Genomic DNA, 16,534 nt, shown 5'->3' with positions numbered 1-16,534 from the left:
TCAGGTTGTGTTAGCTGTTCACTGACACACTCATTCTCAACAATCAGGAATAATAAAATGCTGAGAGAATTATTTTCTATCAGGGATCGCTACCGAATTTTACATCAAACTTGGTTCGCCTTCTTCCTTACTTTTGTCTGTTGGTTTAACTTTGCGCCCTTTGCAACTACTATCGGCAAACAGTTACATCTGTTACCTGAACAAATTAAAACTTTAGGTATTTGTAACCTGGCGCTGACAATTCCCGCACGCCTAATTATTGGGATGCTGCTGGACAAATTCGGCCCTCGCAAAACCTACTCTATCCTCCTGATATTTGCGGCGGTTCCTTGTTTAGCCACCGCCCTATCTCAAGACTTTCATCAGTTAGTTATCAGTCGCCTGTTGATGGGAATTGTCGGTTCTGGGTTTGTCGTGGGTATCCGCATGGTGGCGGAATGGTTCACACCCAAAGAAATGGGAATTGCCCAGGGGATTTATGGTGGTTGGGGTAATTTTGGTGCATTTGGTGCAGAATTTGCCCTACCAATGATTGCGGTGGCTACAGGCTTTTTAGCAGGTGGTGCTTCTAATTGGCGTTTAGCGATCGCTCTCACTGGTATCATTACCGCTATCTACGGCGTAGTTTATTACAATAGCGTCCAAGATACACCCCCAGGCAAAACTTACCAAAGACCTAAGAAAAACGGTGCTTTAGAAGTCACCAGCGTCAAAAGCTTCTGGGCGATGTTAATTTCCAACTTTGGTTTAATATTTGCTTTGGGTTTGTTAGCTTGGCGGTTAGCACAAAAAAATATCCACTTCCTCACAATTAACCAGATGTATTTTGTCTGGTTTTTATTAGCTGGATTGTTTACTTATCAAACATACAAAGCTTACCAAGTCAACAAAGAATTACTGCTTGGTAAGAAAAATTATCCACCATCTGGGCGCTATCAATTTGGACAAGTTGCCTTACTTGAGTTTACCTATGTCACTAACTTTGGTAGTGAATTAGCAGTTGTTTCCATGCTACCCGCATTCTTTGAAAAAACCTTTGCTTTAGAACACGTTGTCGCCGGGATGATTGCGGCGACATACCCTTTTCTCAACTTAGTTTCTCGTCCTAGCGGTGGCTTAATTTCTGATAAATCTGGCTCTCGTAAATGGACGATGACAATTATTAGCGTTGGGATTGGTGTAAGCTATTTAGCAGCACATTTTATTAATAGTAACTGGCCGATTCCTTTGGCGATCGCTATCACCATGTTCGCCGCCTACTTCTCTCAAGCAGGCTGTGGTGCAACTTATAGTATCGTCCCCCTAATTAAGAAAGAAGTCACCGGACAAATCGCTGGAAACGTAGGCGCTTACGGTAATTTTGGCGGCGTAATTTATCTAACTATTTTCAGCCTCACCGATGCACCCACCTTGTTTACCACAATGGGTATAGCTGCTTTAATTTGTGCCTTTATGTGTGCCTTCTTCCTCAAAGAACCTCAAGGTTCTTTTGCGGGTACTTCTGAAAGTGAATTAGCAAATAATACGCCGCAAAAACCTGCATTCGTAGCAGAGGACTAAAGTCCTTACTACTAACCTCTACCTTTACTCAACATTCTTTGCGACTTTGCGCCTTTGCGTGAGAAAAACATGAGTGAATTTATCAAAACCCAGTGTCCCTATTGTGGTGTCGGTTGTGGACTAGAAGTATCACCACCAGCCCAAGCCAATAAAGCCACTAATCGAGATAGTAAAGGAAATCCCATCTGGCGGGTACGTGGAGATAAAGCCCACCCATCTAGCCAGGGTATGGTGTGCGTCAAAGGTGCAACGATCGCTGAATCTTTGGATAAAAATAGATTACACTACCCAATGGTGCGCGACTCTCTAGATCAGGAGTTTCGCCGCGTCAGTTGGGATGAAGCTTTTGACCTCATCACCAACCGCATTCAAACTGTACGCTTCACCCAAGGGTCAGAAGCTATATGTATGTACGGTTCCGGTCAATTCCAAACCGAAGATTACTACCTCGCCCAAAAACTCATGAAAGGTTGTTTAGGTAGTAACAACTTCGATGCTAACTCGCGCTTATGTATGTCCAGTGCGGTATCTGGCTACATCCAAAGTTTTGGCGCTGATGGGCCTCCTTGCTGCTACGAAGATTTGGAGTTAACCGACTGTGCATTTTTAATTGGGACAAACACCGCCGAATGTCACCCCATCGTTTTTAACCGTCTGGAAAAGTACCACCGCAAAAACCGCAAGATGAAAATGATTGTGGTTGATCCTCGACGCACACCCACCGCCGAAGCAGCAGATTTACATTTAGCAATAAATCCCGGTACAGATATCGACTTGTTAAATGGGATCGCCCATTTATTGATGCGCTGGCATATGATAGACGTGGGTTTCATTGATGATTGTACCCGTGATTTTTCTGCTTATGCTGAGGTAATTCGCCACTATTCGCCCGAAGTGGTAGCCCGTCAATGTGGTATCAGCATGGAAGATTTGGAAACCGCCGCCCGTTATTGGGGCGAGTCTGGGCTTGTGTTGTCGATGTGGTCGATGGGTGTAAATCAATCGAGTGAAGGTACAGCTAAGGTTAGAACGATTATCAATTTGCACTTGATGACGGGACAAATTGGTAAACCAGGGGCGGGGCCTTTCTCCCTCACTGGACAACCCAACGCAATGGGAGGACGCGAAGCTGGCGGTTTAGCCCATTTGTTACCCGGTTATCGGTTGGTGAAAAATCCCCAACACCGCGCAGAGGTAGAACAATTTTGGGGGTTGAAGCCTGGGCAAATTTCCCCCCATCCAGGGTTAACAGCTTGGGATATGATTACAGGTTTAGAAACTGGTGATGTGGGATTGTTGTGGATTGCAGCTACTAACCCAGCTGTCAGTATGCCAGATTTGGAACGGACGAAAAAGGCATTATTGCGATCGCCTTTCACCATCTACCAAGATGCTTACTATCCCACAGAAACGGCAGCTTATGCTCATGTGCTTCTCCCTGCGGCACAATGGGGTGAGAAAACTGGTATCATGACTAACTCAGAACGCCGTGTTACCCTATGTCAAGCCTTCCGCCAACCGCCCAGGGAAGCGAAACCAGATTGGGAAATCTTCGCGGAGGTAGGACGCAGATTAGATTTTGCGGACAAGTTCGCCTTTACCAACTCCGCCCAAGTCTACGCCGAGTTTGTCCAACTGACCAGGGGTCGCCCTTGTGATATGTCTGGTATTAGTCACGAACAATTACAGGCGCAAGGTCCTACACAATGGCCGCATCCAGAGATGGGGAATGGGGATCAAGGGAAAAGACTTTATACTGATTTGCGGTTTCATACGCCTGATGGTCGCGCCCGCTTTGGGGCTTATTATTCTAAAGGATTGGCTGAACCACCAGACCCAGAATATCCTTTTGTCTTGACTACTGGGCGTTTATACGGACATTGGCACACGCTAACCCGCACAGGTCGAATAGAAAAAATTCGTGCCATGCACCCAGAACCACTTATCGAAATTCATCCTCGTGATGCGGCGAAGTTAGCAATTGAAGATCAGCAAGTGATAGAAGTGCGATCGCGTCGTGGTAGCGCTAAGTTTCCTGCTAAAGTGACAAAAGCGATCGCCCCAGGTACAGTTTTTGTCCCCATGCACTGGGGTACACTCTGGGCAGATAATGCCGAAGCTAACGCCCTAACTCATCCTGAATCTTGCCCTGACTCACTGCAACCAGAGTTGAAAGCCTGTGCAGTCCAACTAATACCCGTTTGTGTAGAAATTCCTACCCAAAATTATCGAAAATTTGGGTTGAAAACCCCGTCCTTATAGGACGGCTTTTGGTAGAATATGGTTGTGGAAGGGTAATCAACCACTGAAAAAACCCTATTGCTGCCTAATACGCAGAAGCTGAACCTTGACAAATGAATCTAGGGGGTTCTACTTCGTAGTTCTAGTATCACCTGGAAGTAGGTAAAAGATTTACAGGTACTAGACGAACAGCATTGTACAGAAGCGATTAATCGCTTCTCTACCAAACAAATATTGCACACTGTGCAACTATGGTCGGGCAGACCAAAAGTTAACGCTTGGGGAGAGAACCACCTCTGGCACAAGATACCGCAAGGAATCGGGCGCTAAGTGGACTCATTGAACCAAGAATCCCCTGCCTTTTTAAGCAAGTGAGCGAAAGCGAAACTTGGTTAGGCAGGGGAGTGTCAACAACTCCAGTCCTCTCAATGGTAAGCTTCTAGGTATAGGTTTTTAGTAATTTCATCAATAGACAATAATCAATAGTTATAATTATGGTTTCTCATGAACTAACTATACTTGTCCTGAGTTTTGGTGTTTAACTAAAACCTTTACATAACTAAACATAAAAACAAATAACGGAATAATCATAGAATCCTCTAGATTAATCTATAGGATTTTTATTTTAGGTGGTAAAGCTTACTGAGAACTGGGGTGTAGGTTATGAAAAGGTTAATGAGACAACTGTTTGGTTGGACGAAAGACGAAAACTTCATGCACGCCATTGAAAATGTAGAGGTGATAGTTTCTAAAGTCCTCTCTATTTTCATGGTGTTTGTAATTTTAGTGGCGCTCGTTGATTTAGGAACTTTTATTGTTAAAGAAGTTTTTACCGTTCCCTATGGGAAAATTAATACTACATTATTTAAAGTTTTTGGTTTATTTTTAAATATCTTAATTGCCTTAGAAATTTTAGAAAACATTACTGCTTATCTTAAGAAACACGTTTTCCAAGTTGAATTGGTAATTGTTACTTCTTTAATTGCCGTTGCTAGAAAAATTATTATTCTGGATTTGGAAAAGGTAAGAGGACTTGATATAATTGGTTTAGGAACTGCTGTTTTAGCTCTTTCAATTAGTTATTTAATTATCCGTTCCAGTAACTCTAAATAATAGAAAGTGAGTTATTTTAGGAAGTATTTTTGATAACTTTGTTTAATATTTTTATGTCAGATTTTTTTCAATTTGAATCAGACTTTGTTGATTCTCTACGCTGTATACCCATGCAGGTACGTTACAAACTTGATACCTGTGGCATTAAATTAAAGTTATCTGATTGGAACCACATGACTCAAGCTGAACGAGAAGCTTTAGTCGAATTACCTTGCACTACAGAAACAGAAATTCAAGCTTATCAAAACTATCTCCAACAGCTAATTATCAAACATACTGGCACAGCACCTGCAACATTACCAATTGAGCCTGAGCCTGCTTGGTTAAATACAAACACCATACCAGATAGTATTCAGGATAAAGCTCAAGAAATAGGTGTAACTCTCACATTGTCGCAATGGATGAATTTAACGCCATTACAGCGTTTTGCTTTGATTAAACTCAGCCGTTCAGGACATGAAAACCAGAATTTTCCCAAAGCGATCGCCGAATTTCATCTTCATTAGTCTAGTCATTAGTTATTCTCCTCTGCCTTCCCAATCCCATGTAAAAATTTACGAATTAAGCTGGTTTCTTACAGCCTAATTGAATAATATTTAGTTCAATTACCGATGTATTAAATACTGATAATTTACAACTAAAACAAGGATATAGGTATATGACTGGAAAGACAATTCTGTTTCTTGTTGGAGATTATGTAGAAGATTATGAAGTTATGGTTCCTTTCCAGGCTTTGCAAATGGTAGGACATACAGTCCATGCAGTTTGTCCAGACAAGCAAGCAGGGGATAAAATTCGCACAGCAGTTCACGATTTTGAGGGAGATCAAACTTATAGTGAAAAACCCGGTCATAACTTCACCTTAAACGCCACCTTTGCAGAAGTCGAACCGGAAAATTACGATGCTTTAGTTGTCCCTGGTGGACGCGCACCCGAATATATCCGCCTTAATCAAAGAGTGCTAGAAATAACTCGTCATTTTGCCGAAGTAAATAAGCCTATTGCTGCTATCTGTCATGGTTTACAACTATTGGCGGCTGCGGATGTATTACGCGGTAAGAGTTGTACTGCCTACCCGGCTTGTAGTCCAGATGTCCGTGCTGCTGGCGGTATCTACGTACAAATTCCTGTGGATGAAGCCATAGTTGATGGTAACTTAGTTACAGCACCAGCTTGGCCAGCCCATCCCCGTTGGTTAGCCGAGTTTCTCAAGGTCTTAGGTACTAAAATTGAACATCCTGAAGTAGCTAGGGTTTAGTCAAGCTTAAACATACAGCGTTTTTCGCTTAAGAACTGCAAACTAAAAATATACCAACACTTTGGGGAGCAGGGGGAGCAACCCACCTGACTTTTCACGTTATGTAAAGTTAACAGCAGACCTAACCCCCCAGCCCCCTTCCCTTCAAGGGAAGGGGGAGAAATCAAAGCCTCTCTCCTTGTAGGAGAGAGGTTTGGAGAGAGGTCTTTCAGATCCCGTGAAAAGTCAGAGCAACCCACCCCTAGCCCCTCCCAGGAGGGGAACACTCACAAGTGTAGGTTTTTAATATAGCAGTGAGTTGTAGGGGCGGGTTGATAAATACCTTTGATGATTGATGATGATCTTGGTAAACCCGCCCCTACTAACGAGAAAATCATTAATTGGGTATATATAAGTAGATTTTCAATAAATATTTACAACACCTATGCAGACATTGGGGAGCAAAACACTATCATCCGGGTATATCCTCGCCTTAGACTTGGGGACGACAGGGAACCGGGCATTTATCTTTAACGCCGCAGGTAAAATAGTAGCGCAAGCATATAAAGAACTGACACAATATTATCCCCAACCGGGATGGTTAGAACATGACCCCAAGGAAATTTGGCAAGATACATACTGGGTGATGCAAACAGCTATTGCAAATGCTCAAATCTCACCCAGTGAAATTGCTGCTATCGGTTTAACTGTCCAAAGGGAAACTTGCTTACTCTGGGACAAAACTACAGGGGAACCATTACATAAAGCCATAGTTTGGCAAGACCGCCGCACCGCGCCACTATGTCATGAGTTACAATCACAAGGCTACGCCCAAGAAATTTACGATCGCACCGGCTTAGTCATTGATGCTTACTTCTCCGCTACTAAACTCCGGTGGTTATTAGATCACATCTCTGGCTTAGACTTAAACAACGTCCTCGCAGGTACAATTGATACTTGGATATTGTGGAAATTAACAGGTGGTCGAGTCCACGCTACCGACCATAGTAACGCCAGTCGCACAATGTTGATGAATCTCAAAACCTGCAACTGGGATGAACAACTATTAGATATCTTCCAAATACCTGCCCATATTCTGCCGCAAATTCAACCCAGCTTAGGCAAATTTGGCATCACCGATACCAACTTATTAGGTGCAGCTATCCCCATCACAGCTATTTTAGGCGACCAGCAAGCCGCGTTGTTTGGTCATGGCTGCGATCGCCCTGGTTTAATGAAATGTACTTACGGCACTGGTAGCTTTTTAGTAGCTCACACTGGCAATAATATCATCCGTTCCCAACATCAACTCATTTCCACAATTGCCTGGACACAAGCCAATTCCCAGCAACAGCTAAATATTGGCTATGCCCTAGAAGGCAGTATGTTTACGAGTGGTGCTTGTATCCAGTGGCTGCGTGATAGCCTGAAAATCATCAAAACGGCGGCGGAAACCGAGACAATGGCAAAGCAAGTAGCAGATAACGGCGGAGTCTACTTTGTTCCTGCATTTAGTGGACTAGGCGCACCCTACTGGGATATGAACGCCAGGGGAGCCTTTTTTGGCATTACCGCCAGTGTGCAAACCCAACATTTAGTGAGGGCGGTACTAGAAGCGATCGCCTATCAAGTGTTAGAAGTAGTACAAGCCATCAACGCCTCTTGTAGTAGTCCCATGCAGCGCTTAATTGTAGATGGTGGCGCTTGCGAGAACAATTTCCTCATGCAGTTCCAAGCCGATGTCTTAGGTATACCCATAGAACGCCCCATCATGCGCGACACAACAGTTCAAGGCGCAGCCTTCGCCGCAGGTTTAGCCGTAGGCTTGTGGGATAATTATACAACATTAGTCAACCAACGGCAAATCGACCGCATATTTGAGCCAACAGAAGCCAGCAACAGCGCCAGAGCGAATTTTGCCACATGGCAAAAAGCAGTGCAACGGACTTTGGGGTGGGTGTGTCAGTGAACAGTGAACAGTTATCAGTTAACATCATCTGATAACTGATAACTGATAACTGATTAACTTCCCCTACTTCCCAGCTAACTTTAAATCCAAAGTATAAAAGCCAACTTTATTAGGTATTCTAGCGAATCTACCTGTACGATAACCCCGTGAAAGTTCATTCAAGACTTTGCTTTTCACCTCTCTAGTATCTTCCTCATCTAGTTCTCCATAAAGTCCAGAGATCACGTCACCTACACCAAAAACTTTCCCTGGATTTTTTTTGAAGAAAACACTCAAAGCATCAATTAAAAATTGCCCTTCGTAAGGTTCCAACATCGGGACAACTCTGGCTTTAGGCGCAGGTATAGGCTTCTTCTTCTTACTTCTGCCATTTTGGGAGTAGGTATGAGTGCGGTTGGATGTGACTAAACCTAAATCCAAAGTGTAACATCCGGGTTCGTCAGGAATACCATACCAAGCCTGTCTTTCTCTACCTTGAGTCAGAGATGATTGCACTCGACCTTTGACTACTCTAAAAATATAAGGCTCTAACTCTCCATAAAGCGATCGCACTATAAAATCTATGTGACATACAGAACCAAGATGTTCTTGCAATAGCCGTTTAATCGCTTCCATGCGAGTCAGAGACTCATACTCAGGTAACATCGGGATATCAGTTCCCTTGATAGTCTCTGGAGTAATTTCTATAGTCGGTGATGATCTGGAGACTGGGAACTCGTCCTCATCCTCTTCTAGAGTCTCTATATCTTCTGCTTCCAAGTCTTCGACATTGGCGGAGTCATGTCTACTAGACTCCAGCAAGTTCAGCTGAGTGTGAGAAATACCGTTAGCTGAAGAGGGTAGAGAAACTTGCGCCAGAGAAGTCTGAACTTCTTGAGTAATTTTACTGGCTGGTAGTTGCAGTTTGTTATCACCAGACCAAGTAGATAATAAAGCTTCTACATGGTCTAATTGCGATCGCGCTTGTGTAAATAGGGTTTCATACTCTTCTACAAGACGCGCATAATAGTCTCGTAATTCCAAAAGTGGCGAAACAAAGTCTTGGGGGGGAGGTTCTAATTGTAATTGAGGATTAATCATGCTTCAAATCAACCTAAATCAATGTCGCTTTTGTAAGTAGTTGGTCGAGGTTTAGCTTTGCGAGATGGCTGCTGAGATTTCTTCGGTGCTTGTGGGGGACGACATCTTTCACAATACAAAGGACGAGGGCCAAAAGTCTCGCGTTTTGTGGGTTCATCACACTGCTTACACACAAAGTTAAAAACGCGAGTGTGAATCAGTCGCTTATGCGCTCTTACAGTGTATTCTCTAACATCAATGAGCTTACTGGTCATAATCAAGAGTATGAAATTACAAGTCTCTCAATATAGCTATTCAAGCAAATAAACTGGGATCAGTGTGTGTTTAGTTGTCTGTTTTGGGCAAATTAGCAATCTTGTAGAAAGCCAAATTGGCACAGAACCAACTATAAACATTAATTGCTTGTTTTATTAGCATATAGTATCCGGTTTGATTCCTGAATTGATTTGCGTAGGTAGGGAACAGGTGACAGGTAACAGGTAACAGTTAGGAAGGAATAGATAGGTACTGAATTTGCTACAAAAATCAAATCGGACTCCTATATATTGCATTATTAACATTTAAGTACTATTTGCCATCGTATATATAGGCTATCAAATACAAAAATTAAACAAAATCAAACATATACTCTCTTGTAGTGTTAGTAAGCAGATTTTTGCTTCGTCATAGGGGATGTTGGGGTTGTATGTGCGATCGCTTAGTTCTAGACTTATCCAAAGACAAGTAGAAATACCCTTGAGCTTTGTCTGTTAGCGCCTTTGCGGTAAAAAATATCCAACTCTAGCCTTATGATAACTATGAATAATTGGTACAAAGAAGACCTCGCCTTATTCATGATGTGGGTTTTACCGTCTTGTAAAGAATTCTAGGTAATAGGGTAGAGGTTACAGGAAACAGCTAAGAAACTAGTAGGACTTACGCAACTGGCATATTTTTTCTGTAGGGTGTGTGACTGGCGATAATATTTGAACGTAGTCATGAGACTTGTAGCGTCACGCACCAACCACCAATTGTGACACTTGCGTAAGTCCTGACTAGGTAGAAATTGACTGGATCTCTCCAAAAATTAGATATGAGCCTCCTACGGGCGCGATGAACGCTCCCGCAAAATATCAAAGAAACACAACTATTCCCTATTTTCTTATTCTGTAACCTGTAACCTGTCACCTGTCGCCTGTGTTTCTTAGTAGTCTTATAAGATAGGTATAAAGCCTGAAGATGAAAACCTTTTGGGTAAAGGGTAAAGACTGAAAAACTCAATAGGATTCATACTTAGTTTTTCAAACATAAGTAGGTGGGCATTGCCCATCAAGAACATTATACTGTTGGCATTGCTCACCCCACTACTGCCTGCCCCGAAAATACAACCAGCAAGATGCCCAACCTACAAAACTACGCCAATGATTTGCATTATTTTTAGCTCTTTATATCAAAATTATCTGACCCTGACACTTTCGCAATAGATGTTCGTCTACTTGATGTACAGCATCAATTAAAGTGATAAATTTGACTAAAACTTCCCTGACCATCCCAGCATAAGAGTGAAATAGCAAATATTCATAAAAGTATCTGAGATATCATTATATGCTCTCAAAACTAATCAAAAAATTTGCCTTCATTAACCGTCGTATATATACTTATATAATTTTTACATCTTTAACTACAGTATTCAGTACAAATACTACTGCTTTCACTCAAGTTACAGAGTATTCTCAGATTCCACAAAAGTCTATCCCTCTTACCGTTCCCAAACCTATTTCTACCCCTAACCCTATTTCTAGCCCTAACTTAATTTGGCCCACAAAAGGATATATTTCCCAAGGCTTTCGTAAATACAGACATGAAGGAATTGATATTGCAGGTGCGGCGGGAACACCAATTGTCGCGGCGGCGGCGGGAAATGTAGTTAAGGCTGGATGGGATGAATGGGGACTAGGTAACGCAATAGAAATTAGACATCCCAATGGTAGCGTTACTGTTTATGGACATAATCGCCGTTTGTTGGTGAGCAAAGGTCAACAGGTGAAACAAGGACAAATAATTGCGGAGATGGGGTCTACAGGTAACAGCACCGCACCGCATTTACACTTTGAATATTATCCTAATGGAAGATTAGCTGTTAACCCTATGAGTTTCTTAGGGTCTTCAACAGCTAACAAAATTCCATCACAGCCTGTTGCTAGTAATGCGACTCAAGTTAGTCCAACCACACAAGTACGGCAATTATCCACCAAACCAGAAAATAATTACCCTACTTCCTACCCCCGTTCTCCAGGCGCTTACGGCGGTAGCCTCCTCCCCATTCCCTCCCCACTAATTACCCAACCTTCCCCAGAACAACAAGTTTCACCCTCAAAACCCATACCAATGACCGATGCACAATGCAATGGTTTGACACTTGTGCAAGGAGAGACAGCAAATGCGCTCATCAGGATTTGTGACGAGAATGGGCAGTTATTTTATATTGGTGAGTTGAAACAGAAACCCAGCCTGCCTGTCAAAATACCAGCTTGGATGATTGGTAGTAATAGATATCAAGCTGATAATGGTACTTTCTCTTACGTAGTTAGTCCGGAAGAGGTAGAAGTTTGGCGTAATGGTAATCAGATACGCACTGATAGTTTTTATACAGTGAACAATGAACAGTGAACAGTTATCAGTTATCAGTTATCAGTTATCAGTTATCAGTTATCAGTTATCAGTTATCAGTTATCAGTGAACAGTTATTCAGTTAAATACGAAAGTCTTCCACCAATTGTTTTGGTGGAAAACTTAGGGTGGCGCTTCTTTATCCCCCACCATAGGCCGTCAGGACTGATAACTGATAACTGATAACTGATGACTGATAACTGATTTAAAAAATCAAGTTTTTCTGACTTTTAGCTCAACCAGTCTCAGATGAAAACCACAATGTCATGGATTTTTATAAATTTTCTTACTTTTATTGATACTAAAAGGGAAAACCCCTTATGATCTCCAGTAATCGAAAATACACAAATATGGTAAAGGATTCATCCTGATTTGGGAAATATACGTAAGAGTAGTATCATGGTTTTGGGCAATACCCACGCTACAAATACTGAGATTACACAAAAATCAAATCGTCTTCCTATATCAATTTTCATCTTTTAGCTTGAATAGGTAAAGGTGTTCTGCAATGGAATTTATCGCTTATTCTTCTATGGTCATTGCTAATCAACAGGCAAATGGTCAGGCTGAATATCTCGAATATGAACTACCTAAGTTTGATTTTAGTTGGGGCAAATTACTCAAGTCTTCGGCTTGGTTATCTGTAGCCGGCTTAATGGTGTTATTTACCTCTCTAACTCAAGTAAATGGCGCTTTAGCCGCCTACGTTCGGACTAATGGTAGTTGCCTAAATGTACGCAGTTCTCCCAATGTCAATGCTAGAGTTATAGACTGCATCCCTAACGGTACGCGAATCACCACTAGGGGAAATGTCAATGGTTTTGCTCGTCTGTATGGTAACAGATACGTAGCTGCTAGATGGGTTACGGGTACGTCTGGCGGTAACTATGGCGGTAACTATAGCGGCGGCGTTGGTGGTACTTACACATTAGGACTTGGTTCTCGCGGTTCAGCAGTTTCGCGGGTGCAAAGAGCGCTGGGTGTAGAACCCACAGGCTATTATGGTGGGGTGACAGCTCGCCGGGTGCGCGAGTTTCAAGCTAATAATGGTTTGCGTGTTGATGGTGTAGTCGGCGCTCAAACTCGCAATGCTTTGTTTAGAGGTGGTGGTAACGGCGGGAATGGTGATAATGGCGGTACTGGCGGCCCTGTAACACTTAGCTTAGGTTCTCGTGGTTCAGCAGTTTCAGAATTGCAAAGGGCGCTGGGTGTGGAACCCACAGGCTATTATGGTGGGGTGACAGTCCGCCGTGTGCGTGAGTTCCAAGCTAATAACGGTTTACGTGTTGATGGCGTATTCGGCCCGGAAACTCGTAGCGCTTTATTTAGAAGTTAGTCACGAAGGGTGTAGGGGTGTAGGGGTGTAGGGGTGAACTCTTGCACCCTTATTGAGTGAGTGAGGAAGGGGAAGGGGGAAGGGGGAAAGGGGGAACAACTGACAACTGATAACTGATAACTGATAACTGATAACTGATAACTGATAACTGACAACTGACAAAAATAATATATAATGAGGGATTGTGTCGAATTAAAGCCAATCCATGCCTAAACTGAAAACACGCAAAGCAGCAGCGAAGCGATTTCGCGCTACAGGTAGCGGTAAAATCGTGCGCCGTAAGGCTTTCAAAAATCACCTTTTGGAACACAAGACTACTAACAAAAAGCGTGGCTTGTCCAAGATGGCAATTGTCAATGAGCGCGATGAAGAAAACGTGCGTTTGATGTTGCCTTATTTGTAAATTTGTAAGTTTTTTAGGAATAAAAGATGACTCGTGTAAAACGCGGTAATGTTGCTCGTAAACGCCGCAATAAAATTCTCAAACTGGCTAAGGGTTTTCGTGGTTCTCATTCCACTTTGTTTAGAACCGCTAACCAGCAGGTAATGAAAGCACTCCGCAGTGCGTACCGCGATCGCAAAAAGAAAAAGCGCGATTTCCGCCGTCTGTGGATCACCCGCATTAATGCTGCTGCTAGAGAACAAGGATTAAGCTACAGTCAGTTAATCGGTAACTTGAAAAAAGCTAACATCCAACTCAACCGCAAAATGTTGGCACAGTTGGCAGTTCTCGACCCCGCTAGCTTCAGCAAAGTGGCACAGTTGGCAAGTCAAGCTAAAGGTTAAAGGTGGTAACGGATGAATAACGGATGTAACAGCAGGCGAATAATTAGTCGGTTACATCTGGTATTATCCGCTACTATTATTTGCCTTTTGTTAGTAATAGGATTTGTTGCATCTGCCGCATCAACACCAGAAATTCAACGCCGAGGCTATATCACTGTGGCGGTGAAAGATAATTTACCTCTGTTGGGTTTCAAAGATGCTAACGGCAGATTACAAGGATTAGAAATTGATTTAGCACAGCGTTTAGCAACCGATTTGCTAGGTAAACCAGAGGCTGTAAGATTGCAAAGTGTCAGTAATCGCGATCGCCTATCTGTAGTATTGAACCATAAAGTTGATATGGCGATCGCTAGAGTCACAGCCACCGCATCACGTTCACGCTTGGTAGATTTTAGTGTTCCCTATTATCTGGATGGCACTTATATAGTTACCAAGGATGCGGCTATACAGCAAATAAATGATTTAGCAAAACGTAAAATAGCTGTCCTCTATAATTCCAGCACCATCGCCGAAGTGCGTTACTATATTCCCAACGCCGAGTTAGTAGGGGTTAATTCCTACCAAGAAGCACAAACAGCAATAGAAAATAATACCGTGACTGCTTTCGCCGCCGATGGTAGCGTTTTGAGTGGCTGGGTGCAGCAAAACCCCCAATATCGCCTGCTATCTACAAAATTATCAACAGCACCCTTATCTGTAGTTATGCCTAAGGGTTTGCAGTATGATGAATTCAGAAGAGAAGTTAACGAAGCGATCGCTCGTTACATCGCTCAAGGCTGGTTAAAAGAAAGGATTAAATACTGGAGATTAGTTAATAGTCCATAGTCCATAGTCCATAGTCGATTTCTTCCCTTTCCCCTTTCCCCTTCCCTTCCCCCTTCCCCTTCCCCTTTCCCCTTTCCCCTTCCCCTTTCCCCTTTCCCCTTCCCTTCCCCCTTCCCCTTTCCCCCTTCCCCTTTCCCCCTTCCCCTTTCCCCTTTCCCCTTTCCCCTTCCCTTCCCCCTTCCCCCTTTCCCCTTTCCCCAAAAGACTCATAATAGATATTGAAGCACCTATAATAATTTGATTTGAAGGCAATGGATAACAGTCTAGCGGTTGTTTATCTCTCTGTTTTGGTGGGTTTACTAGCATTCGCAGTTGTGAGTGTTTTCCGCCAGCTGTTCAAAACTCGTAAGCGTGAAAGTTCTTTATCACGATTGCGTAACAAGTTGAGTAAAGATAAAGGTACGGCTCAAGAATATTACGAGTTAGCCTGTATTTATTCAGAGAAGAAAGTGTTTACACAAGCCATACCATTGTTTCAAAAGGCTCTTAAAGCAGCCGAGGAGGAAGGAGAAGAAAATACTGCTCCTATTTACAATGGTTTGGGATACGCTTATTTTGCCCAAGAGCAATATGATTTAGCGATTCGCCAATATAAAGAAGCGCTAAAATTGAAGCCTGATTATGTAGTAGGATTGAATAATTTGGGTCATGCTTATGAGCGCAAAAAATTGAATGCTCAAGCGTTACAAATGTACGAAGAAGCACTCAAATTTGCCCCCAATAACGTCACAGCAAAACGTCGTGCTGAATCTTTAAGGCGCTTGGTTGCTGCATAATTACTCAAAATTCGGCTACAAGTAGGCTATATCAAAAAGGTGCAATTAACTACTGCACCTTTTTGTGTAGGAAAGTAGAAGAAGCTGAAAAATATCTATTTTTCATATTCAACCCAAGTTAAATTAAACTCTTGTGCGGTGGGTATCTTGTCGGCCCTAGTTATGTAACTGACATCTTGCACATCCCTTGTGGAAGCAGATGGTGGGCTACGAAATAATAAGTTTCAAGCTCAGATTGTCGTAATAATTAGGACTTACGCATTGACAGAAAGTTGATACTATGCAATCAAGCCCAACTTCTGTGTTAGGTGTTCTAAAATAAAGTCACGAGCTACTTGAAGAGATAAATTTCTTTGGATTTCATACCAATTTTCAATTAACTCTTCGGAGCGCATTAGTTCTAGTTGTGTAAAAGCTCGAATTGCACTAAAAAAGTGAGTTCTAATTGCTTCAGATGTCCTCACCATAAATCGACTAATGCCACAAACTTGTTTAATAGCTCTGTGGTAACACTCAATACCCCAATGTATTGAATGAAGTTCCCTAAATTCTGTTCTAGTGATTGAGTCAAGTGCATCTTTTTCAGGGATATACATAATGTAATATCGTGTTGTTTCGTTTTTGAAACTTCTCTGAAAGACCTTCACCTGACCAAAATTTTTCAGATATACTATTAAACCAGATTCTGGGATTTCTAGATGTTGAACTTGAGTAAAATTCTTACCATCAATCGAACACGAGCGATTTTTAGCTATTCCAGTTAAAAACCCTAACCCTTTGTTTTTAAAGAATTTCAGGTTTTTTTGACTCGAATACCAAGTGTCAGTAGTTACTATTTTTGGACTTAACCCCCAATTCAAAACCTCGGCAATCATTTCTTGTAAATAATCATTCTTCGTCTTTCCCTCCTGTTTGTTATAAATGCGATAATTGACAGGCACAGATTTACCTGCTAAGTCCGT

General features: G+C 42.4%; 15 protein-coding genes. 12 read left to right on the top strand and 3 right to left on the bottom strand.

Annotated elements, in window-relative coordinates; all coding sequences use genetic code 11:
• The first annotated feature begins 57 nt into the window (after positions 1-57).
• The 6 genes from H6G83_RS03615 to glpK all read left to right on the top strand — a co-directional run bounded on the left by H6G83_RS03615 (position 58) and on the right by glpK (position 8,120).
• On the top strand, positions 58-1,560 hold the full coding sequence (locus tag H6G83_RS03615; RefSeq protein ID WP_190467092.1) for a NarK family nitrate/nitrite MFS transporter: 1,503 nt from the start codon (positions 58-60) through the stop codon (positions 1,558-1,560).
• A 69-nt stretch (positions 1,561-1,629) separates the two neighbouring features.
• The gene (locus H6G83_RS03610; protein WP_190467090.1) at positions 1,630-3,822 is read left to right on the top strand and encodes a molybdopterin oxidoreductase family protein; all 2,193 of its coding nucleotides are present in this window, start codon (positions 1,630-1,632) and stop codon (positions 3,820-3,822) included.
• 642 nt (positions 3,823-4,464) lie between these two features.
• On the top strand, positions 4,465-4,914 hold the full coding sequence (locus tag H6G83_RS03605) for a phosphate-starvation-inducible PsiE family protein (RefSeq protein WP_190467086.1): 450 nt from the start codon (positions 4,465-4,467) through the stop codon (positions 4,912-4,914).
• A gap of 53 nt (positions 4,915-4,967) precedes the next feature.
• Positions 4,968-5,420, top strand: a complete 453-nt coding sequence (locus H6G83_RS03600) for a nitrate reductase associated protein (protein WP_190467083.1) — start codon at positions 4,968-4,970, stop codon at positions 5,418-5,420.
• A gap of 152 nt (positions 5,421-5,572) precedes the next feature.
• A complete protein-coding gene (locus H6G83_RS03595) occupies positions 5,573-6,172 on the top strand; it encodes a DJ-1/PfpI family protein (RefSeq protein WP_190467080.1) in 600 nt (199 codons plus the stop codon).
• Between the two features lie 424 nt (positions 6,173-6,596).
• Entirely contained in the window at positions 6,597-8,120 is a 1,524-nt protein-coding gene (gene glpK, locus H6G83_RS03590; RefSeq protein ID WP_190467077.1) for a glycerol kinase GlpK, read from the top strand.
• A 63-nt stretch (positions 8,121-8,183) separates the two neighbouring features.
• Here glpK and H6G83_RS03585 read toward each other — a convergent pair whose 3' ends face one another.
• Together H6G83_RS03585 and H6G83_RS03580 are read right to left on the bottom strand one after the other, a co-directional pair.
• Positions 8,184-9,200 (bottom strand): hypothetical protein, encoded by a 1,017-nt coding sequence (locus tag H6G83_RS03585; RefSeq protein ID WP_190467073.1) that lies wholly within the window; start codon positions 9,198-9,200, stop codon positions 8,184-8,186.
• 8 nt (positions 9,201-9,208) lie between these two features.
• Positions 9,209-9,454 (bottom strand): hypothetical protein, encoded by a 246-nt coding sequence (locus tag H6G83_RS03580; protein ID WP_190467070.1) that lies wholly within the window; start codon positions 9,452-9,454, stop codon positions 9,209-9,211.
• A gap of 1,330 nt (positions 9,455-10,784) precedes the next feature.
• On the opposite strand from H6G83_RS03580, the gene H6G83_RS03575 reads away from it, so the two are divergent.
• The 6 genes from H6G83_RS03575 to H6G83_RS03550 all read left to right on the top strand — a co-directional run bounded on the left by H6G83_RS03575 (position 10,785) and on the right by H6G83_RS03550 (position 15,572).
• Positions 10,785-11,849: a M23 family metallopeptidase gene (locus H6G83_RS03575; protein WP_190467067.1), complete on the top strand. Its 1,065-nt coding sequence runs from the start codon at positions 10,785-10,787 to the stop codon at positions 11,847-11,849.
• 508 nt (positions 11,850-12,357) lie between these two features.
• Positions 12,358-13,185, top strand: coding sequence for a peptidoglycan-binding protein (locus tag H6G83_RS03570; protein ID WP_190467064.1), 828 nt, complete (start codon positions 12,358-12,360; stop codon positions 13,183-13,185).
• 205 nt (positions 13,186-13,390) lie between these two features.
• Positions 13,391-13,588 carry a 50S ribosomal protein L35 gene (gene rpmI, locus H6G83_RS03565; RefSeq protein ID WP_067766668.1) on the top strand — a complete coding sequence of 66 codons (198 nt, stop codon included), beginning with the start codon at positions 13,391-13,393 and terminating at the stop codon, positions 13,586-13,588.
• 26 nt (positions 13,589-13,614) lie between these two features.
• The gene (gene rplT, locus H6G83_RS03560) at positions 13,615-13,971 is read left to right on the top strand and encodes a 50S ribosomal protein L20 (RefSeq protein ID WP_190467062.1); all 357 of its coding nucleotides are present in this window, start codon (positions 13,615-13,617) and stop codon (positions 13,969-13,971) included.
• A gap of 12 nt (positions 13,972-13,983) precedes the next feature.
• Entirely contained in the window at positions 13,984-14,796 is an 813-nt protein-coding gene (locus H6G83_RS03555) for a transporter substrate-binding domain-containing protein (protein WP_190467059.1), read from the top strand.
• A gap of 251 nt (positions 14,797-15,047) precedes the next feature.
• Positions 15,048-15,572, top strand: coding sequence for a tetratricopeptide repeat protein (locus H6G83_RS03550; protein ID WP_190467057.1), 525 nt, complete (start codon positions 15,048-15,050; stop codon positions 15,570-15,572).
• A gap of 278 nt (positions 15,573-15,850) precedes the next feature.
• Here the strand turns inward: H6G83_RS03550 and H6G83_RS03545 are convergent.
• A partial coding sequence (locus tag H6G83_RS03545; protein WP_190467053.1) for a transposase occupies positions 15,851-16,534 on the bottom strand: 684 nt, incomplete at its 5' end.

Origin of the sequence: Anabaena azotica FACHB-119 (assembly GCF_014697625.1) — a bacterium.
Lineage (GTDB): Bacteria > Cyanobacteriota > Cyanobacteriia > Cyanobacteriales > Nostocaceae > Trichormus > Trichormus azoticus_A.
The sequence above is the reverse complement of the archived record's forward strand: the minus strand, read 5'-3'. Positions and strand labels throughout refer to the sequence as shown.